Origin of the sequence: Paenibacillus sp. B01 (assembly GCF_009649995.1) — a bacterium.
GTDB classification, from domain to species: domain Bacteria; phylum Bacillota; class Bacilli; order Paenibacillales; family Paenibacillaceae; genus Paenibacillus_O; species Paenibacillus_O pasadenensis.
Genome location: NZ_CP045802.1, coordinates 5,438,834 through 5,458,997 on the forward strand (window position 1 = coordinate 5,438,834; position 20,164 = coordinate 5,458,997).

The 20,164-nt window shown below is 68.7% G+C and carries 10 protein-coding genes; 6 read left to right on the forward strand and 4 right to left on the reverse strand.

The window, feature by feature from the left end; all coding sequences use genetic code 11:
- Positions 1-45 precede the first annotated feature (45 nt).
- From GE073_RS23310 to GE073_RS23325, 4 genes are all read left to right on the forward strand, one after another.
- Complete coding sequence (locus tag GE073_RS23310; RefSeq protein WP_153784487.1) at positions 46-711, forward strand: TetR/AcrR family transcriptional regulator; 666 nt, start codon at positions 46-48, stop codon at positions 709-711.
- A 65-nt stretch (positions 712-776) separates the two neighbouring features.
- Positions 777-3,074: an ATP-binding protein gene (locus tag GE073_RS23315; RefSeq protein ID WP_194843463.1), complete on the forward strand. Its 2,298-nt coding sequence runs from the start codon at positions 777-779 to the stop codon at positions 3,072-3,074.
- 368 nt (positions 3,075-3,442) lie between these two features.
- Entirely contained in the window at positions 3,443-5,260 is a 1,818-nt protein-coding gene (locus GE073_RS23320; RefSeq protein WP_228551743.1) for an ABC transporter ATP-binding protein, read from the forward strand.
- 97 nt (positions 5,261-5,357) lie between these two features.
- Positions 5,358-6,677 carry an MFS transporter gene (locus GE073_RS23325; RefSeq protein ID WP_228551745.1) on the forward strand — a complete coding sequence of 440 codons (1,320 nt, stop codon included), beginning with the start codon at positions 5,358-5,360 and terminating at the stop codon, positions 6,675-6,677.
- Between the two features lie 312 nt (positions 6,678-6,989).
- Here the strand turns inward: GE073_RS23325 and GE073_RS23330 are convergent, their stop codons facing one another.
- From GE073_RS23330 to GE073_RS23345, 4 genes are all read right to left on the reverse strand, one after another.
- Positions 6,990-8,051, reverse strand: coding sequence for an oxidoreductase (locus GE073_RS23330; protein WP_153784489.1), 1,062 nt, complete (start codon positions 8,049-8,051; stop codon positions 6,990-6,992).
- A gap of 245 nt (positions 8,052-8,296) precedes the next feature.
- On the reverse strand, positions 8,297-9,205 hold the full coding sequence (locus GE073_RS23335; RefSeq protein ID WP_194843464.1) for a winged helix-turn-helix domain-containing protein: 909 nt from the start codon (positions 9,203-9,205) through the stop codon (positions 8,297-8,299).
- A 191-nt stretch (positions 9,206-9,396) separates the two neighbouring features.
- On the reverse strand, positions 9,397-11,301 hold the full coding sequence (locus GE073_RS23340) for an ABC transporter ATP-binding protein (RefSeq protein ID WP_228551746.1): 1,905 nt from the start codon (positions 11,299-11,301) through the stop codon (positions 9,397-9,399).
- A 374-nt stretch (positions 11,302-11,675) separates the two neighbouring features.
- Complete coding sequence (locus tag GE073_RS23345; RefSeq protein ID WP_153784491.1) at positions 11,676-13,175, reverse strand: stalk domain-containing protein; 1,500 nt, start codon at positions 13,173-13,175, stop codon at positions 11,676-11,678.
- Between the two features lie 218 nt (positions 13,176-13,393).
- On the opposite strand from GE073_RS23345, the gene GE073_RS23350 reads away from it, so the two are divergent.
- Both GE073_RS23350 and GE073_RS23355 read left to right on the forward strand, forming a co-directional pair.
- Positions 13,394-18,754, forward strand: coding sequence for a DEAD/DEAH box helicase (locus GE073_RS23350; protein WP_194843465.1), 5,361 nt, complete (start codon positions 13,394-13,396; stop codon positions 18,752-18,754).
- 181 nt (positions 18,755-18,935) lie between these two features.
- A complete protein-coding gene (locus GE073_RS23355; protein WP_228551922.1) occupies positions 18,936-19,661 on the forward strand; it encodes a helix-turn-helix transcriptional regulator in 726 nt (241 codons plus the stop codon).
- The last annotated feature ends 503 nt before the right edge of the window (positions 19,662-20,164 follow it).

The window sequence follows — 20,164 nt, forward strand, 5'->3', positions numbered from 1 at the left end:
TATATATACCCAACGGTTAATATTCAACAAAAGGAGGACGAGCCCATGTCCAATCCCCATGATTCCGCCTCGAATGGAGCCGTCCGTCCCGACGGCGAAGCACGCGAGCCGCAGCGCCGCTCGCCCGGCCGCCCCCGGCGGGAGGACCGCATGCCGGTGCGGGACGAGATCTTGAAAACCGCCTCCGTCCTGTTCATGGAGGAGGGCTACGAGGCCGTCTCGCTGAGCGGCATCGCCGAACGCTGCGGCGTGACCAAGGCTTCCGTCTACTATCACTTCGAAGGCAAGCCGGCGCTGTTCACGGCCGCCGTCATCCGCATGCTCCAGCTCGCCCTCGCCGGGACGCGGCGCGTGCTGGACCAGGAGGGCAAGAGCCTGCGCCTGCGCCTGCAGGAGGTTGCCGAGAGGAGGCTGTCGCGGATCCAGCATATCGAATTCGAGGCGCTCATGCGCGAGGCGTCGCATTATCTCGATGACCGCCAGCGGACCGCGATCCGCGAAGCCGAGCAGGAGCTGCACGATCTTCTCTCTCTGCATTTTGCGCGGGCGATAGCCGATGGAGAAATCAGGAAGGGCGATTCGATGCTCATGGCCCACTCTTATACCGCCTTGCTCATGATCGGCAACCGCCAGGCGGCCAAGAACATGTACGCCTCCACGACCGAGCTGGCCAGCCAGATCATGGACATGTTCTGGGCCGGCGTCGGCTAGCGGCGCCGAGGGCATCCATGAACGGTCCGACCCCGGAAGCACCACTCGAAGAGAGGGATACCGGCATGTCCATCAAACTCAAGCTGTCCGCGCTGATTTTTGCCGTCGTGACGATCATGCTGTCCCTCAACCTGCTCGTCTTCTACCTCTACACCGCCAATCAGAGCCGACATGCGGCCGAGCGTCAGCTGCTCTCGGTCGGCGACCAGATCCGCGGCGCGCTCACTCCCGTTCTCAAGGACAGCTACTACTTGGAGCTCGGGCAGTCGGAGCGGCTGCGCGTCGCCTCGATCGCCGTCCGCGCCTTGATCGGAGACAAAGCCGGCGCCGCCGAGTCCGCCCGGCTGGAGGAGTCGCGCAGCAAGCTCGGCCTCGACAATATCGCGCTCATCCTTCCCGTGGACGGGGAAATGCAGATCGTGAAAAGCACCCGCCCCGGCGAGGCGGGAACGACGCTGTCCGCCGTCGCGCCGCCTTACGACGCGCTGCGGCAGCTTTACCGCAGCCGCTACGTCACGCTGCCCGGAGGCACCAGCCTGCAGGACTTCTGGGCGAGCGGCGCGACCGTGCTCGACGAAGGCAGGACCGTCATGACCAGCTATTATTACGACGGCACGATGGATTACCTGATCCGCCTCACCCTGGAAAGCTCGGCGGCCATCCGCAGCGGCAAGCAGCCCGGCGAGCTTCAGCTCGGCAGCTCCTTTGTCCGCATCCCCGGGCTGGTGGAGCTGAGCGGCTTCAACTACAGCCTCATTCCCCCGCCCGGCTCCGGCGGCGCGGGCGACGACGGCGGCCGGCTGGATTTTTCAAGCGCGCTGGAGTTCGGCAGCTACCGGCTGGCCGCTCCGGAGGACTACGGCCACATCCGTCAGGCCGTGCGCTCCGGCGAGCCGATCACCGTCGACACGACGATCGGGGACATGCCGGCGCTGCGCGGATATATTCCGTACTCGGTCGACAACATTCGGGACTACGCGCTCATCGTCACGATCGACAAATCGGTATTCAGCCGCGACCTGCGCCAGCAGCTGCTGCTGCTTTTCGCCATCTCCCTCATGCTCGTCGTCATGACCGTCATCGTCAGCTATGCGCTCGCCGGCGTCGCCGTGCGCAGCCTCAAGCTCGTCGTGCGCCGCGTCAACCAGCTCGCCGCCGGCAATTTCAGCCAGCCCGTCACGGTCCGCTCGAACGACGAGATCGGCGAGCTCGCGTCCAGCGTCAACGTCATGGCGACGAGCCTCGACTCCTATACGAACCGGCTCAAGGATTCCGCGGAGGAGCTGCGCCGGACGAAGGAATATCTCGAATCGCTCGTCACCCATACGAGGGACGCCATCCACAGCTACGATCTGAGGGGCGGACTGATCAGCGCCAACCGGGCCTATGAAGCGATGTTCGGCTGGACGGAGGCGGAGCTCAAGGCTCCCGGCGGCATGGCCGTGCTGCCGGAGGAGCAGCGCTGCAATCTCGAGCGCATGATCGAAAGCGTGCTGCTCGGCGTGCCCTGGGTCGACGCGGAGACGTGGATGCAGACGCGCGACGGCCGCCGCATCGACGTCAGCACGACGGCCTCGCCGGTGCGCGACCAGCACGGCGAAATCATCGCCGTATCGTGCATCACCCGCGACATGACGAGCCGCAAGCAGACCGAGGAGCTGCTGAGGCGCGCCGAGAAGCTGTCGATCGTCGGACAGCTCGCCGCCGGCGTGGCGCATGAGATCCGCAATCCGCTGACGACGCTGCGCGGCTTCGTGCAGATGCAGCTCGAGGGCAAGACGCTCGCGCCGTATTACCATACGATCATGCTGGCGGAGCTCGACCGCATCAATTTCATCGTGAGCGAGTTCCTCGTGCTGGCCAAGCCTCAGGCTGACCGCTACCAGGACTGCAGGCTGCGGGAGATTCTCGAGGACATGGCTGCCCTGATCGAGCCGGAGGCGCTGCTGAACGACGTGCGCGTGCGGATGGAGCTCGGAGGCGGCGATCCGATCGTCGCCGGCGAGCCGAACCAGCTCAAGCAGGTGTTCCTCAATCTGATGAAAAACGGCATCGAGGCGATGCCGGAGCGAGGCAGCCGCCTGAGCGTCGCGCTCGCTTGCCCTGAGCCGGGCCAGGCCGTCGTGACGATCCGCGACGAGGGCGTCGGCATTCCCGAGGAGCAGCTGGCGCGGCTTGGAGAGCCGTTCTATACGAGCAAGGAGAAAGGAAACGGACTCGGCCTCATGGTGAGCCAACGGATCGTGACCAACCACGGAGGCACGCTGCTCGTACGGAGCAAGGTCGGAGAAGGCACCGAGGTCGTCGTGACGCTGCCCGTGCTGAAGGCCGCGGCGGGACGGCAGCGTTCCAGCTCCGCCTAGCGTTTCTGCGGAGCAGCGGCGGCCGTGCCGCTACAGGCCGTGTCAGCGGAGCGGCGGCGGCCGGCAGGTCCCAAGCCGTTTCGCGTGGCGACGGCAGAGCCGCTCCGCGGCCGGGCAGGCTTCAGGACGTTTCAGCGGGGCGGCGGCAGCCGTGCCGCTACAGGACGTTTCAGCGGGGCGGCGGCAGCCGAGCAGGCTCCAGGACGTTTCAGCGGGGCGAGCGCGGCCAAGCTGCGCCTAGCCCGGCATGCTGCATCGTCCAAGCCGCGAACCGGCATGCTACCTTTATCCCGAGAAGCGGTCCGGCCTGCCCGCCGGGTCCATCATCGCGCGAGCTTGAGCGGCGCGCAGACAGCGAGGAGACCGTCATGAACCGAGCCATTCCTTCCGCGCCTTTGCCGCCTGCCCAGGCGGCGGCAAAGGCGCCCCTATGGCCGATGTTCCGCCGCCTGTTTCTGTCCATCAAGGGACAATGGCCGCTGCTGCTGGCCGCCTGGGCGGCTACCGGCTGCATCGCCGCGCTGCAGTTCGTCATCCCGCGGCTGACGCAGCATGCCATCGACCATATCATTCCCGAGCGGGACTACGCCATGCTGCTGCCGCTCGCCGGCGGCATCATGGCGACGGCGGCGCTGCTCGGCGCGTTCGGCTACGCCAGCAGCTATGCGTTCGCCAAGGCCGGCCAGCGCGCCGTGCTCGACATCCGCACCTCGCTGTACCGCCATCTGCAGAGCCTCGACATGGCCTTTTTCGACCGCCGCCGGACCGGAGAGCTCATGTCCCGCCTGACGAGCGACGTGAACCAGCTGCAGCAGATGGTCAGCGGGGGCACGATGGGCATCCTGACCGACGCGGTCACGTTCGCCGCCATCGCCGCGTTCATGCTGTGGCACAACTGGCAGCTGACGGCTCTCCTGCTCGTGCTGTTCCCCCTCATGCTGCTGGCCGCGCGCCTGTACGGCGGACGGCTGCGCCGCAGCTACCGCCGCGTGCAGGACACGGTCGCCGACATGAGCGGCCAGCTGCAGGACAGCCTGTCGCAGATCCGCCTCGTCAAGGCCTTTGCCGCCGAGGAACGCGAGAACGAGCGCTTCGCCGAGCTCGGCCGGGCCAATCAGGAGGCCAATCTGGCCGCCACCCGCTTCTCCGCCCTGTTCGGTCCGGCGATCGACCTGCTCCAGTATGCCGGCATGGCGTTCGTGCTCGCCTTCGGCTCCTGGCAGGCGATGCGCGGCGACATGACCGCCGGCGAGGTCGTCGCCTACCTGGCCTACCTCAGGCTGCTGCAAAATCCGGTCCGCCGCTTCAGCCGCCTCATGAGCACGGTGCAGCAGTCCGCGGCCGCCTACGACCGGATCGTCGAGACGATGAGCGCCGAGCCGGACGTCTCCGATCGTCCCGGCGCCAGCGAGCTTCGGCTCGGCGCAGGCGAGGCGAGCTTCGAGCAGGTCCGCTTCGGCTACGGCGATCCGGAGAGGGACGCGCCGCTGCTGGACGGCTTCAGCCTGCGCCTTGAGCCGGGACGGACGACCGCGCTCGTCGGCTCCTCCGGCGCGGGCAAGTCGACGATCGCCCATCTGCTGCTGCGTTATTACGACGTATGGGACGGACGCATCGCCATCGACGGGCAGGACGTGCGCGACGTGACGCAAGCATCGCTGCGCCGACAGGTCGGCATCGTGACGCAGGAGACGATGCTGCGCAGCGGAACGGTGCGCGACAACCTGCGGTACGGGCGGCCGGACGCCTCGGAGCGCGAGATGATCGACGCCGCCAAGGCCGCCTTCGCCCATGGCTTCATCGAGGCTCTGCCCCGCGGCTACGACACCGAGATCGGCGAGCGCGGCGTGCGCCTCTCCGGCGGCCAGAAGCAGCGGCTCGCGATCGCGCGGACGCTGCTCGCCGATCCGCGCCTCATCGTGCTCGACGAGGCGACCGCCTCGCTCGACACCGAATCCGAGGCGCTCATCCAGGAGGCGCTTGCCGCGCTTCTCCGAGAGCGCACCTGCCTCGTCATCGCCCATCGGCTGTCGACGGTGCGCAGCGCCAGCCGCATCGTCGTGCTGGAGGCGGGACGGATCGTCGAGAGCGGCTCGCATGACGAGCTGATGGCCGGCAGCGGCCGCTACCGCAGTCTGTACGAGCGCCAATTCCCCCAGGCTTCGGCAGACGGCGAAGCCGTATGAAACGGGCCTGCAAGCCGCATAGTAAGCAAGGCGTTCCTTGCCTTTCGCGCGACTCGCAGGCAAGCATTTTTGGACGAGAAAGGTGCCGGTGGCTCGCTTGAAACGTCTGTCTACCCGAGCGCGGGGGCAGAAGGCCGCTCTGCTGGCCCTCGCCTCCGTGCCGCTCATCATGACGCTCGGCAACTCCATGCTCATCCCGGTGCTGCCTGGGATCCAGGCCGCTCTCGGCATCACGCCGCTTCAATCCAGCCTGCTCATTACCGTCTATTCCGTCATGGCGATCCTGCTCATCCCGGTCGCCGGCTACTTGTCCGACCGCATCGGCCGGCGCAAGGTCATTGTTCCGAGCCTCATCCTCGCCGGCGCGGGCGGCGCGATCTGCGGCTGGGCGGGCGGCTGGGAAGGCGTCTGGACCGGCGCCGGCGACAGCGCCTACGGATGGATCCTGGCCGGCAGGCTGCTGCAGGGCATGGGCGCTGCCGGCGCGATGCCGATCGTGCTGCCGCTCGTCGGCGACATGTTCCGCAGCGAGGCGCAGGTGAGCGCGGGCCTCGGCTTGATCGAGACGGCCAACACCTTCGGCAAGGTGCTGAGCCCGATTGTCGGCTCGGCGCTGGCGGTCCTCGCCTGGCAAGCGCCTTTCTGGTCGATCCCGGCGCTATGCGCCCTCTCCCTGCTCCTGCTGCTGACGCTCGTGCGCGTGCCCGCCCGGCGGGACGGAGCTGCCCCGCCTCCGCCCGCCAAGCAATTCCTCGCCAAGGTGTGGCGGCTCTTCCGGATCAACGCGCGCTGGCTGTCGGCCTTGTTCCTGATCGGCGGCCTCGCCATGTTCATCCTGTTCGGCCTGCTGTTCTACCTGTCGGAGACGCTGGAAAAAGAGCATGGCCTGCACGGCATCCGCAAGGGGCTCGTGCTGGCCATTCCTTTGGCTGTGCTGTGCACCGCCTCGTTCGCCGCCGGCAAGACGATCGGCAAGCGCAAGGCGGCGATGAAGTGGATCATCGCCGGCGGCTGCGCGCTGGCTGCGGCGGGCATCGCCGCCTGCCTGCCGCTGGAAGCGACGGCGGTGCGCGTCGCTTGTCTGAGCGTCGCCGGGCTTGGCATCGGCGCCGCCCTGCCGTGCCTCGACGCCTTCCTGACCGAAGGCATCGCCAAAGAGGAGCGCGGCTCGATCACCTCGCTCTACAGCAGCATGCGCTTCGTCGGCGTAGCGGCCGGTCCTCCCGTCGCCTCGCTGCTGATGCGCAGCTCCGTGTCGCTGCTCCTGGCCGCGATGGCCGCCTGCGCCGCGGCGGCCGGGGCGCTTGCGCTGCTGCTGCATGCCGGCCAAGGCCAGCCGCAGCAGGACGCGCAGCGCGCCAAGCTGCTCGCCGCCCGCGAGCGCGCGAGGCGGCGCGGCGGCGCCGGCGCGCGCTAAGCGCGGCAAAGCGCCGCGCGCGATGGAGCCGCCGAAGCGGAGCGATGGGCAAGGCCATCCCCGCGCCGGGTCAAGGCATTGTCGGCTCCCGCTGGCCATGCCTGCATGCAAAAGGGGCTGCCCCGAGATCCGTTTTGGGATCCTTGGGACAGCCCCTTTTTTCGCTTCCGCGCGATCGAGCCGCAGAGCTTGCGGGATAAAACAGCGCTAGGCGCCAGGCAGCGCCGCGCGCCGCACAGCTGTGCAGCCGCACAGCCCCGCATCTGCGCAGCCGTGCTGGCGTACCGCCCGCCGCAGCCGCGCCGCCTGGGCTCAAGCCATGGACGCGTCTTCGGCGAGCTCGATGACGCGCTTCTCCTTGGCGCTGCGGCGCGCCGCCTCGATCAGGCGGATGACGCCGAGCGCGTCCTCCGGAGGCACCGGCAGCGCCGCGCCGCCTTGGATCGCCTCGGCGATGCCGCGGTAAAAGTCCTCGTAGCGGCCGGGCAGCGTATCGACCTTCGTGCGCACGGTCAGCTCGCCGACGGCCGTCGTGAGCTCGCCGTAGCATTCCGGCTTGTCGGCGCCCCAGCCTTCGTCGCCGGGGCGGCGGCCGCTTTTCAGCTGCTCCTCCTGCGGATCGAGCCCGTACTTGATGTAGCTGCCCTGCTCCCCATGCACCATGTAGCGCGGACCGGCCTGACGCACGAGCGTGCCGGCGCGCAAAATCGCCCGCGACTGCGGATAGCCGAGCACGAGGTGGAAATAATCGACCGTCACCGCGCCCTCCCGGTCCAGCCGCAGATCGGCCCAGATGCTCTCCGGCATGCCGAGCACATGCACCGCCTGGTCGATCAGATGCGAGCCGAGATCGTACAGGATGCCGGAGCCCGGCAGCCGCTGGTCGCGCCACGCCGTCTCGACCTCCACCTCCGGCGCGTAGCGGTCATAATGCGCCTCGTAGACAGAGATCCGCCCGATGCCGCCGGAGGCGAGCACCTGCTGGACGGTGAGGAAGTCGTTGTCCCAGCGGCGGTTGTGGAATACGCTCAGCCGAACGCCCTTTTCGCGCGCGAGCGCGATCAGCTCCTCCGCTTCCTTCGACGTGTTGGTGAAAGGCTTCTCGACGACGACATGCTTGCCGGCGAGAATCGCGCTGCGGGCATGCTCGTAGTGGAGGGTGTTCGGACTCGCCACGACAACGAGCTCGACGCCGCTCGCGAGCAGCGACTCGACATCGTCGTGCACCTGCACCTCCGGATAATCCTCCAGCACCTTCTCCCTCTGCGAGGTGACGACGCCGGTCAGCGTCAGCCCCTCCTCCGCCGCGATCAGCGGCGCATGGAACACCGCGCCCGACAGTCCGTAGCCGATCAATCCCGTTGGAATTCCCATCTGGCTTTCTCCTCCGCTTCCATTTCTGGCATGGGCTCAGGTCCCCGCGGCACGCGCGCAGCCGGCCCATCGTCGTGCTCTTCATTACCCGGCTTGCGGCGAGAGAAAACGAGGGGCAGGCGGAGATGAGGCGAAAATCAGGGCGCAGACCCTCCTGATTCCCGCAAAAAAACGGCCGCTTCCGCGGATCAAGGCGCCCTGAATGCCTTGGTTCCATGGAAACGGCCGTTCTGACGCACGCGGATCTAATCGGCGAGCCGGTAGCCGACGCCGCGCACGGTCTCGATGTAGCTCGGGCTGACGGCGCTGTCGCCGAGCTTGCGCCGCAAGCTTTTGACATGCACGTCGACGACGTTGCTGTTGCCGAAAAAGGCCGCCCCCCAGATCTCCTCCATGAGATGGTCGCGGGTCAGCACCGCGCCTTCGGCCAGGATGAAGTGAAGCAGCAGCTCGTACTCCGTCTTGGTCAGGTCGACCCGGGAGCCGGAGCGGAAGACGGCCATGCGCTTCGTGTCGACGACGAGATCCTTGAAGCCCGGCAGCCCCTCGTCCGCCGCCGCATGGGCAGAGCGCTCCCGCAGCAGATGCTGGCCGATGCGCTCGAGCATCTCATGCGGAGCGGCGGCGGCAAGCTGCCACGACTCCGCCGCCTGGCGGGCGGCCTTGCCTCCGTAGGCCGTCTGGCCCCGCTGCGGCTTGATCGCCAGCGCCCGGCGGCGCTTGGCGGGATCGGCGATGAACGTGCGGAAGCCCGGGTCCGAGCCGAGCACGTTGGCCGCCCCGGCATCGAGCAGATACAGGTCCGCCTGCAGGCTGTGCAGGACGAGATCGTCCACGCGGTGGAACACGAGCACGTCGTAGCAGGCGGCCGACAGGTCGCGGATCAGCTCATGCAGCAGGTTCGGATACGGGCTGATGAGCACGATGCGGCGGGTCGAGGCGCAGACGATAGGCGCCGCTTCGGCGGCGGTTTCGCGGAATGGCCCGCGCTCGTCCCTCGCGTCGCGCGCCGCTTCGGCCGGAGCCTCCTCGGCGATGCCGGAAGCGCCTCCGCCAAGCGCGCTCCGCGCCTCTTCCGCGACTGCCGCTCCGTACCCGTGCAGATGCGGCTCGGCGATCCGCTGCAGGTCCTCCTCGCTGAAAATCATCGGCATATCCATTCTCCTCCCTCTCCCTCCGACGCTTTCGGAGGATGAGTCCTCTCTATCCTTCCCGGCGGTCCGGGTCTCTCTGTTTTTTCGGCGGATCGTGCCGCCTCGGCAGGTTTCCGGCGAGATGCCGTGCCCAGGCCTTCCTCCTCGGCCTGATGGCGTTGCCCTAAGTATAGATTCTTGTTGAAAAAGGGTCAACCGGGGTCGGCGGGCGTACGCAGCTGCCGCTCGGCGAACTCGCGGTACAGCGCATGCGAGGCAAGCAGCTCCTCATGCGTGCCCCGCCCGGTGATGCGGCCCTTTTCGACGAACAGGATCTGATCCGCATCCACGACCGTCGACAGGCGATGCGCGATGACGACCGTCGTCCGGCCCTCCATCAGGTTGCCGAGCGCCTGCTGCACGACGATCTCCGACTGGCTGTCGAGCGCGCTCGTCGCCTCGTCGAGCAGCAGCAGGTCCGGCGCGCGCAGCAGCGCCCGGGCGATGCCGATGCGCTGGCGCTGGCCGCCGGACAGCTTGATGCCGCGCTCGCCGACCTGCGTGTCATAGCCGTCCGGCAAGGCGTCGATGAACTCGTCGGCATAGGCGAGGCGGGCCGCCTCGCGCAGCTCCTCCGCAGAAGGCTCGCGCTCGATGCCGTACGTCATGTTGTCGCGGATCGTGCCGGCCATGAGCGGACTTTCCTGCGCGACGTAGCCGATGCGCGCGCGCCAGCTGGCCAGCGAGTACGAGCCGATCGGCTGCCCGCCGAGCAGCAGCCTCCCTGATGTCGGCTCGTAGTAGCGCTCGAGCAGCGAGAACAGCGTCGTTTTTCCGCCGCCGCTCGGCCCGACGATCGCCGTCACTTGCCCCGGCTGCAGCGTGAAGCCGAGGTCCTTCAGGATCGGCTCTCCCCCTGCGTAGCCGAAGGACAAGCCCTCCGCGACGATCGGCCGGTCCGCTCTCGCGAGCTCCAGCCCTTCCTCGAACCGCTCCTCCGGCTCGGCGAGCATGCCGTTGATGCGCTCGGTCGCGCCCATCGCTTTGTTGAACTGGGTGAAGAAGACGGCGACCTGGCTGAGCGGCAGGATGATCTGCATCAGGTACAGGATGAAGGCGACGAGGTCGCCCGCCGTGATCGCGCCCGAGGAGACGCGCACGCCGCCGTAGCCGATGATGACGACGAGCATCGTCATGATCGTCAGCGAGATCGAAGGGCCGACGAGCGCGCCGGTCGCTCCTTCGCGCACGCCGAGCGCCTGCAGGCGGCGGATGCCCGCGAGTCCCTCGCGCAGCTCCCGCTGCTCCGCTCCGGATGCCTTGACGAGCCGCACCTCGGAGACGACGTTGTTCAGATGGCCGGAAAAGCCCGCCGTCTCGTCCTGCGTCGCCTTGGCGATGCGGTTCATGCGGATGCCGAGCGGCACCATGATGCCGGCGAGCAGCGGGATCGCGACGAGCAGGATGAGCGTCATCCGCCAGTCGAGCAGCAGCAGCAGGACGAGCGCGCCCGCTGCCGAGATGAGGCCGGTGACGAAGCCGACGAGGTGGTCCGTAATGAGCCCGCGCACGACGAGCGTGTCGCTCGTCATGCGGCTGACCGTTTCGCCGGTCTGGTGGCGGTCGTAATAAGGCACCGGCAGCGCCATCAGCTTGCGCCAGAGCCGCTCGCGCAGGCGGGCGACGACATGCTGGCCGATGCGCGCGAGCAGGTAGCTCGAATACGCTCCGCCGGCCGCCTGCAGCAGGAAAAAGACGGCCAGCAGCGCGATATGCCCGCCCGTCAGCCGGCTCAGGCTGAAGCCGTCGATGAACTGCTTCGTCGCGAGCGGCACGACGAGGCCGGCGACCGTCGCCAGCAGGCTGAGCGTCAGCGCGGCGGCGGACAGCCCGCGCGGCGGCTTCGTCTCGGCGATGAGCCGCACGAAGTCCCGCCAGCCGGCCCGCGGCGCGGCGGGCTCGGTAGTGGCGGGGCCCGGTGGCGGAGCCGGGGCGGCGGGGCCCGGTGGCGGAGCCGGGGCGGCGGGCTCGGCTGTGGCGGAGCCCGGTGGCGGAGCCGGGGCGGCGGTGCTGGACGCCATGCGGCGCGACGAAGCTCCGGAAGTCGATTCGGACATGGTGAGGTCTCCTTTCACGGGCAAAACCGTTCTCTACATTATACGGCACGCTCAGACAAGCTAGCCAACGCATGAGCACAAGACGCTTGTCCATTCCATGCCTGTGCGTCAGACATGCCAAAGGCCCCTTTCGGGGCAGCGTGAGCTGCTCCGAAAGGGGCTGGTGCAGCCCGATTTTGTCGGACTGCGGCCTTTTTCCCGCGGCCTCATGCGCCTGCAGCCCGATTTTGTCGGGCTGGCGAAGCCGCGCTCTATTCCAGGCTGGCCAGCAGCTTGGGCTCATGCCTCGGGTCGACGTCCGAGAAGCTCCGACCGACCAACCGGGAGGAGCCGAAAGCTCCGCCAGCGGCACGAAGCGCAAAAGCCGGCTAGCCCTAGCCCTCCACCGGCTTGCGCAGCTGCACGGTGCCTTCGAGCGCCTTGAGCGAGCTGGCGTCGACGAGGCCGGCGCCGAGCCGCCAGAGCGCGATGCCCTTGAGGCCGTAGCGCTTGGCGAGCCCGGCCGGACCGCGCAGCGAGACCGCCGTCTCGCTGCCCATCGAGATGCCGAGCAGCAGCTTGCTGCGGTCGGTTTCCTTTAGCGCCAGCCGGATCGCCTCGTCCACGCGGACGAGCGGCTCCGGACCTTTTTCCCCCTCGTACGCATAGGCCATGATGACGATCTCGTCCGACTGCTGCGCCAGCGCCTTGTAGTCATACCCGCCGAACGCCCCGTTGAGCGGGTGGAGCGCCAGCGACAAGCCGAGCCCTGCGGCCCGGGAAGCGGTGCGAAGGTCGGTGACGAAGCGGGTGAATGACTGCTTGGCCGCCGCCTTGTCCCCCGTCAGTCCGAGCCCCTCGAAATCGAGCGCGATGCTGCGGAAGCCGCCGATCGAAGCGGTCGACACGATGCCCTGGATCGCCTCCGTCCGCAGCGCTGGATCGCCGAGCAGCTTGGTCAGCTCCCCGCGCCCGTCCGCGCCGAACACCATGAACTGCGTGTTGACCCCCGCCGCCGACGCGTCCGCGACGATGCTCTCCGGCGTCGTGGCGCCGCTGGCGCTCGGCCAGTAGAAGTCTTTGCCGCTGAGCGTCAGCTTGCCGTCCTCGCCGATCCGCCCCCAGCCGAAGGCGACCGAGTCGAAGCGGTCGAGCATCTTCACCTGCGAGAACGAGCTGATCGCATAATAGCCTTTGACGTAGACGCGTTCGGCCGGCGACAGGATGCGGACCGTCTTGGCCGCGCCGTCCCAGCTCACCTGGGCGCCGAAGGCGCTGCTGAAAAAGCTCAGCGGCACGAGCACGCTGCCGCCGCTCTGCACGGGCGCCTGGGCGAGCGCGGCCGCCTGGCCGTCCAGCTGCGCCTGCTTGCTGCCGACGCGCAGCAGCACGGAGCGCCGGCTGCCGTCCGCAAGCGGCTTGTTCGCGGCGACCGTCTTGGCCTTGGCGTCCCAGACGACCGGGACGTTCAACGCTTCGGCGATGGCGCGGAACGGCACCATCGTCGTGCCTTTCACGAGCTGCGGCGCGGCAGGAAAGGCGAGCGGGAAGCCGTCGAGCAAAATCGTCGCCGATGCGGCGGCGGCAGCGTACGGCACGGCGGCCGCCGGCGCGGCCAGCGGCACGGAAGCGTACAGCTTGGCCGCCAGCGGAGCCGGAGCGGCGGTCGCGGACGATGCGCCGGGCAGGACGCCGGACGCCAGCGTGAACAGCTTCGCCGAAGGCGCAGCGACGGCCGCTCCAGCGAATGGCGGCAGCGGCTTGGCAGCGGCGGCAGCGACTGGAGCAGCGAGCGGCGAAGCGCTTGCTCCGGCCGGACCGGACAGTGCGGCTCCGGCCAGCAGGGCGGAGGCGAGCGCGGCGGCGGTCAGACGGCGGGTCGGGACTACGGACATGGATGGAGGTCCTCCTTCGGCGGATCGGCGGGATAGCGGATTTCCGGAATTTTCTACCTGCTCTTCTAGACGAGTGGGAGATTGATAGAGTTGCGGACGGACGGAATCTCTCCGGATGGCGATAGCCGCTCTTTTCGGCGGAGCAGGCAACGGCCCGGCCAATGGTGTATGCTAATGGAAAATGCCGCCATCCGGCGCGCGAGGGAGGCTTGGCAAGCATGAAAGCTCCAGGAGAAAAAGGCGGTCCGAGCCGGGACCGGCGTCAAGCCGAAGCCGGCGTTCGTCCGAAAAGCCGGTCCGGGCGCCATGAAGGAAGCGCAGTCCCGGCCGACGGCGTCGACGCGGGAGCGGAAGCCATCGGGGGCGCCGGAGACCGCCCGCCAGGGAATGCCCGGAGCGCGGACAGCCTCGATCCGGCTCTCGAGCCGTTTCACCCCGTGCTGGCCCGCTGGTTCGCCGACTCGTTCGGGATGCCGACCGATGCGCAGCGCAGCGCCTGGTCGTCCATCCTCGGCGGCGCTCATACGCTGCTCGCGGCGCCGACGGGCTCCGGCAAGACGCTTGCGGCGCTGCTCCCCTGCCTGGACCGCTTGCTGCGGGCCAAGGAAGCCGCCTTTTCGCCGGATGGAGCCGGAGCGGGTCGCGTCGCCGCAGCCAAGCCTGCGCCAGCTGCGGAAGCCGATCCCGGAGCCGATCCCACGCCCCGATCCGCTTCGGCATCCGAATCTGCCTCCGCTCCCGACCTTGCACCGGCATCCGACTCTGCGCCAGCCGCCGGATCCGGCAAGGCCGCCTCCGTCTGGCGGCCGGGCGTGCGCGTCCTCTACGTCACGCCGCTGAAGGCGCTCAACAACGACATCTACGACCATGTGACGGAGTTCGTCGCGCAGATCGCGGAGCGGATGGAACAATGGTCACACCAAGGAGTGCCGGGTATTACTTGCGCCGTCCGGACCGGCGACACGCCCTCCTCGAAGCGCGCCGCGATGCTGTGCCGTCCGCCCGACGTGCTCGTGACGACGCCGGAATCGCTGTTCATCCTGCTCGGCTCCGACAAAGGACGCCTCATGCTGCAGACGGCCGAGCAGATCATCGTCGACGAGATCCACGATCTGGCTGCGGACAAGCGGGGCTCGCACCTGTCGCTGACGCTCGAGCGGCTCGAAGCCTGGCGGGGAAGCCCGCTGCAGCGCATCGGACTGTCCGCGACGCAAAAGCCGATGGAGCGCGTCGCGCGCTTCCTCGGCGGCTGGGCGCCGCCGAAAGCCTTCGCGGCGGAAGAGTCGGCGAGCATCGCTGATGCGGCGAAGGCGCTGGCGGATCTCCCCGACGCAGGGACTGCGCAGGCGGTTCTCCCCGACGCGGCTCCAGCGCCGATCGGCCCCCTCGCCGAGGAGGCATCCGCCCAAGCCGAGCCGCTGCCTGCCCATCCGCTCGGCTACGTTCCCCGTCCGGTCGCCATCATCGAAAGCGCGATGGCCAAGACGATGGACGTCCTCGTCACGATGCCGGGGCGCGTCCGGCTCGGCGGCAGCCGCGACTCCGTCTGGTTCCCGATCATGGACCGGCTGCTGCAGCTGATGGAGGGCTGCCGCTCCGTGCTCGTGTTCGTCAACAGCCGCCGCATGGCGGAGCGGCTGTGCCTGCGCCTCAACGACTACACCGGCCAGGAAATGTGCCGCGCCCATCACGGCAGCATGGACCGGGGGCGGCGGCTCGAGGTGGAGCGCCTGCTCAAGGAAGGCCGTCTCCGCTGCATCGTCGCTACCTCCTCGCTGGAGCTCGGCATCGACGTCGGCCATGTCGACCTCGTCGTGCAGCTCGACTCGCCGCTGTCCGCGGCAGCCGGCATCCAGCGCATCGGACGCGCGGGCCACGGCGTCGGCGAGGCGAGCCGCGGCGTCATCCTGGCCCGCCAGCGCGGCGTCCTGCCGGAGATCGCGGTGCTCGCGCGCATGATCGCCGAGCGGGACATCGACCCGATCGAGGTGCCGCGTAACGCGCTCGACGTGCTGTCGCAGCAGGCGGTGGCGATCGCCTCCCTCGACACGGTTCCGGTCGAGGAGATGTACCGGCTCATCCTCGGCAGCGACAGCTACCGGGCTTTTCCGCGCCAGCGGCTGCTCGACATGCTCGCGGTGCTGGCCGGACTGTACCCGTTCGCCCGCCCGCTGCTGGAATGGGACCGCGAGGCGGACGCCGTCGGCCCGCGCCCGAACAGCCGCATGGCCGCCGTGACGGGAGCCGGCACAATCCCGCAGAGCGGAGCCTATCCCGTGCACCACGCCGACAGCCGCTCCCATGTCGGAGAGCTGGACGAGGAGTTCGTGCAGGAGAGCCGCGTCGGCGACGTGTTCCAGCTCGGCACGAGCTCCTGGATGATCTCGAGCATCAGCAAGGACCGCGTCTATGTCAAAGAAACGGGCAACCGCTTCAGCGAGATTCCATTCTGGCGCAACGAGGCCGGCTCCCGCTCCTACCGGCTCGGCGAACGCGTCGCACAGCTCTGGACGGAGCTGATGGAGCGGCTGGAGGCCGCAGATGCGGCTCACGGCGATGCGGCTTCCAGTGAAGCTCCCTCGGCATCGTCATTCGACGCGGCTCGCGTTGGAGCGCCCGCCCCGGCCGATGCTCGCGATGCGGCGCCGACCATCCTTGCGGCCGATGCGGCTTCCCATGAAGCTCCCTCGGAAACGTCATTCGACGCGGCTCGCGTTGGAGCGGCCCCGGCATTGCCCGACGGCCCGGAGTCCGAGCCTGCCCGCCCCATGTCGCCGGCAGCCGGCGACGGGGCTCCGCTCGCTCCGACGAACGCCGCCGAATCGGACGCCCCTTTCAGCGCGGCGGAGGAAGCGGTCATCCGCGACCTGCAGGAGCCGTACCGCCTCGACGACCGGGCTGCGCGCAGCCTCGTCTCCCTCGTGCGCGCGCAGCGGGCGACCGGCGTCGTCCCGACCGCCGCGCGGCTGGCGGTGGAGGTGTACAAGGACATCGCCGGCCAGACCCATATCGTCATCCACAACGCCTGGGGCCGCCGAGTGAACCGCACCTGGCAGCTGGCGATCGAGCGGAAGTTCGAGACGAGCCTGCCCCATCGCCTGTACGGCAACGCCAAGGACAACGGCATCGAGTTCGTGCTGCCGGAGTGGGATCCGTCCTGGCTGCAGGCGGTCCGTTCCGTGACGCCGGACAACCTGCGGGAGCTGCTCGTCGAGGCGCTGCCCGGCTCGCCGCTGCTCGCCGTAGCGTTTCGGCGCATCGCCGAGACGTCGCTGCTGCTGAAGCGCAGCTTCGGCCGCACGCCGATGTGGCAGCTCCGCTTGCGCGGGGAGGAGCTGCTGCGGGCCGCGCTTCCTTATGCGGACCGCTTCCCCTATCTCGGCGAGGCGATGCGCGAATGCCTGCGGGACTATCTCGACGAGCCGCGCCTCAAGGATCTGCTCGGCCAGATGCAGGAAGGCCGGATCGCGATGGCCGTCCATAACCGCGACCTGCCGTCCCCGCTCGCCTCGCAGTTCGCCGCCGACTACGTCAACATGCGCATCTACGAGGGCGACGGCCTCGACCGCGCCGTCCAGGCGCAGCTGCTGCAGATGAGCCGCGAGCTCGCCGGCGAGCTGTTCGGCCAGGAAGCGCTGCGCGGAGCCGTCGATCCGCAGGTGCTCGAAGCGGAGCGCAGGCGTCTCGAGACGCCGGCCGCAGGAGCCCCGGGCAGCGCGGACGAGCTCTACCGGCTGCTCAAGCAGCGAGGCGACCTGACCGAGGCGGAGCTGCTGGGCGCAGCCGATGCCGATCCTTCGGCAGCCGGCTGGCTGCGCCAGCTGCGGCAGCAGCGGCGCGTCGCCGGCTACGAGCCGGGCGGCGGGCTAGCGGGCCGCTTCATCTGCGCGGACGAGGCCGAGCTGTACGGCCGCTTCCCGCAGGAGGACGACGCCGCGTCCTTCGTCGTCGAGCGCTGGATCGCCGGCCGGCTCGCCTTCACGCCGGAGGAGCTGGCCGCCCGCTATCCGGCGCTCGGCGCGGACGGCGCGCGGAGCCTGATTCCGCGGCTGCTGGAGGCGGACCGCATCCAGCTCGCGCCTTTCGCCGAGGAGGACGAGTTCCTCTATACGTCGGCGCTGACCGCCGCGCGCGTCGTCCGGCTGTCCGTGCAGGCGGCGCGCGGCCGCAGCGAGGCGGCGGACGCCGTCCGCTGGTGCCGTCTCCTCGCCGGCCGGCAGCATGCGCTCCAAGGCACGCAGCTGCAAGGAGAGCACGGCCTGCTGCGGGTGCTGGAGCAGCTGCAGGGCTTCTTTTTCCCGCTGTCGTATTGGGAGTCGTTCCTGCTGCCGTCGCGGCTCGCCTCCTACCGGCCCGAGGAGCTCGACCTGCTCTGCGCCTCCGGCGAGGTGCTGTGGCTCGGACGCCAGGGCGACGGGGAAAAGGAAGGCAAGATCGCCTTCTTCCTCCCGGAATCGCGCGATCTGATCGCCTCCTGGCTGCCGCAGGAGGATGCGCGGCCCGCCCATCCGCAGCTGCTGGAGCGACTGAAGCGCGGCGGCGCGATGTTCCTCGCCCCGCTCGCCCGCGAGCTCGGCCGCCAGCCGTCCGAGGTCCAGGCCGAGCTGCTCGAGCTCGTCTGGCAAGGTCAAGTATCGAACGACCAGTTCGCCCCGCTGCGCGGCCCGTCTTCGGCCTCCCGCTCGCGCGGCTCCCGTTCCGGCCGGGGCGCCTGGGGCGGCTCCGGGCTCGGCCGCTGGTTCTGGACCGGCTCGCTGCGTCCGCCGCAGGACAGCGGTTCGCATAGGCCGCAAGCCGCGGCAAGCCCAGGACTGGCGGAGCGGAGCGCGGCCGAGCCAAGCGCGGGCACGGAGAGCGGCTTGCCGGCTCTCCGTTCAGAGACGTCCGCCTCCAATGCGCATCATGGGGACGGCGCCGCGCCCGCCGCAGGCTCTCTCCCGCAGGACGGATCGCCGGCGCTGCGCTGGATCGACCGGCTGCTCGACGTCTACGGCATCGTGTCGCGCGACCTGGCGGCCGCGATGTCGCCGTGCGCCTGGGACGAGCTGCTGCCGGCGCTCAAGCGGCTCGAGGAATGGGGCGTGCTCGTGCGCGGACAGCTCATCGAAGGCGTCCCGGCGATGCAGTTCACGACGCGGGAAATCGCCGAGTCGCTGCGCCAGCCGCTGCCCGGCGAGGAGGATGGCCTGACCGTGCTGAGCGCGGCCGATCCGGCCAATCCGTTCGGCCTGCTGGCCGACTGGCCCGGGGACGGCGACGGCGGCTTTGCCCGCAAGCCCGGCAACTTCCTCGTCCTGGAGGACGGAGAATGGCGCTTCTGGGTGGAAAGCAACGGCCGCCGCATCCGCAGCCTCGGCCCGAAGGGAGAGGCGCGGGACGAAGCGCCTGCGGCCGCTTCGCTGCAGCAGGCGCTCGCGTCGATCGCCGCCCGCCAGGGGCTGGCCAAAATCGCCGTCGAGCAGTGGAACGGCCGCCCGGTGGACGAGACGCCGGCGGCCGAGGCGCTGCGCGGACTCGGAGCGGAGCGCGACCGGCACCGCTTCGTGCTGTGGAAAAGCCAGCTCAGCGCGAGGCGCTGAGAGGAGCGGGACCCGAAACCCAGTCTTGCCAATCGCATCCAGATCGACTAGAATAGGAACAAATGTTCTCGACCGAGGCTGCAGGTCCGCCATGCGCGGCTTCGGACAAAGGAGGAGCCTCGTGCCGCAAGATGAGCTGGATCAAGTCATCGACTATATCCAAGGCAATTTGTTCGACCCTATGCCCCTGGAGCGTTTGGCCAAGCATATCTCGTACAGCCCTTCTCATTTCGCCCGCCTGTTCAAGGAGCGCACCGGGCTGACGCCGCTCTACTACGTCTCCTCGCTGCGGCTCAGCCGGGCCAAGGACCTGCTGCTCAAAACCGAGTACACGATCCGCGACATCAGCCTCGAGATCGGGCAGCAGAGCCTCGGCACGTTCACGACTCGCTTCACCCAGCGGGTCGGGCTGACGCCGTCCGAGTTCCGCCAGTCCCGCTCCGCTGTCGGCGATCAGGCCCGCCGGCTGCAGGCGCTGGACAGCTGGGACGATCCGACGATCCAGGCGTCGTCCTCCCCGGTCTGGTCGGAGGTGAGCGGATTCGTCGAGCCCGTCCTGCCTTTTGACGGCTTCGTCCTGATCGGCCTGTTCGCCAAGCCGATTCCGGAGGGCATGCCGATCCACGGGACGCTGCTGCCGCGGCCCGGCGCCTTTCGGTTCACCGGCGTCCGGCCCGGCACCTACTATTTGATGGGGACGACGCTTTCCTGGGCGATGGGAGCGATGGACATGCTGCTGCCGCAGACGACGCTGCGCACCCGCGCCCGCTCGCCGATCGAGGTCGGCCCTTCCTCGCCCGCGCCCTTTCAGCATGCCTTGCTGTATGAGCCGCGCCCCGACGATCCGCCGATCCTCATCTCGCTGCCGCTGCTCATGAACCAGTTCCTCTCGCGCATGCGGGGGTAGGCGGGATAAGGCTGGGCGGTCCGCTCGCGCAGCTGCATGCAGGCCGTACAGGCGGTCTGCATGCAGCCGCATGCTGCCCTGGTGATTATCCGATCGCACAGACGCATGCTGCCCTTGCTGGTTATCCGATCGCACAGACGCATGCTGCCCTTGCTGGTTATCCGATCGCACAGACGCATGCTGCGCCGCAGCGCCTCTGCTAGTGGTAAATTGGGCACTGGCGGGCTCCATTTCCGCCGCAATGCCTCCACCAGTGGTAGATTTGCCACTGACGGGCTCCATTTCTGTCGCAAGGCCTCCACCAGTGGTAAATTGGGCACTGACGAGCGTCCTCTCCGCCGCAGCAACATCGCCTCGTCTACCCGAATGGATGCGAGACGGACTCTGGGTCTCTTCAAAAAAAGGGCCTTACGCGAACAGCCGGGTTGCAGCCTCCTCTGTTCGTATCCATACCCTAATCTCGGCAACCTGCGAAAATGACTTTCCTTCAAGACCGAAAAAGG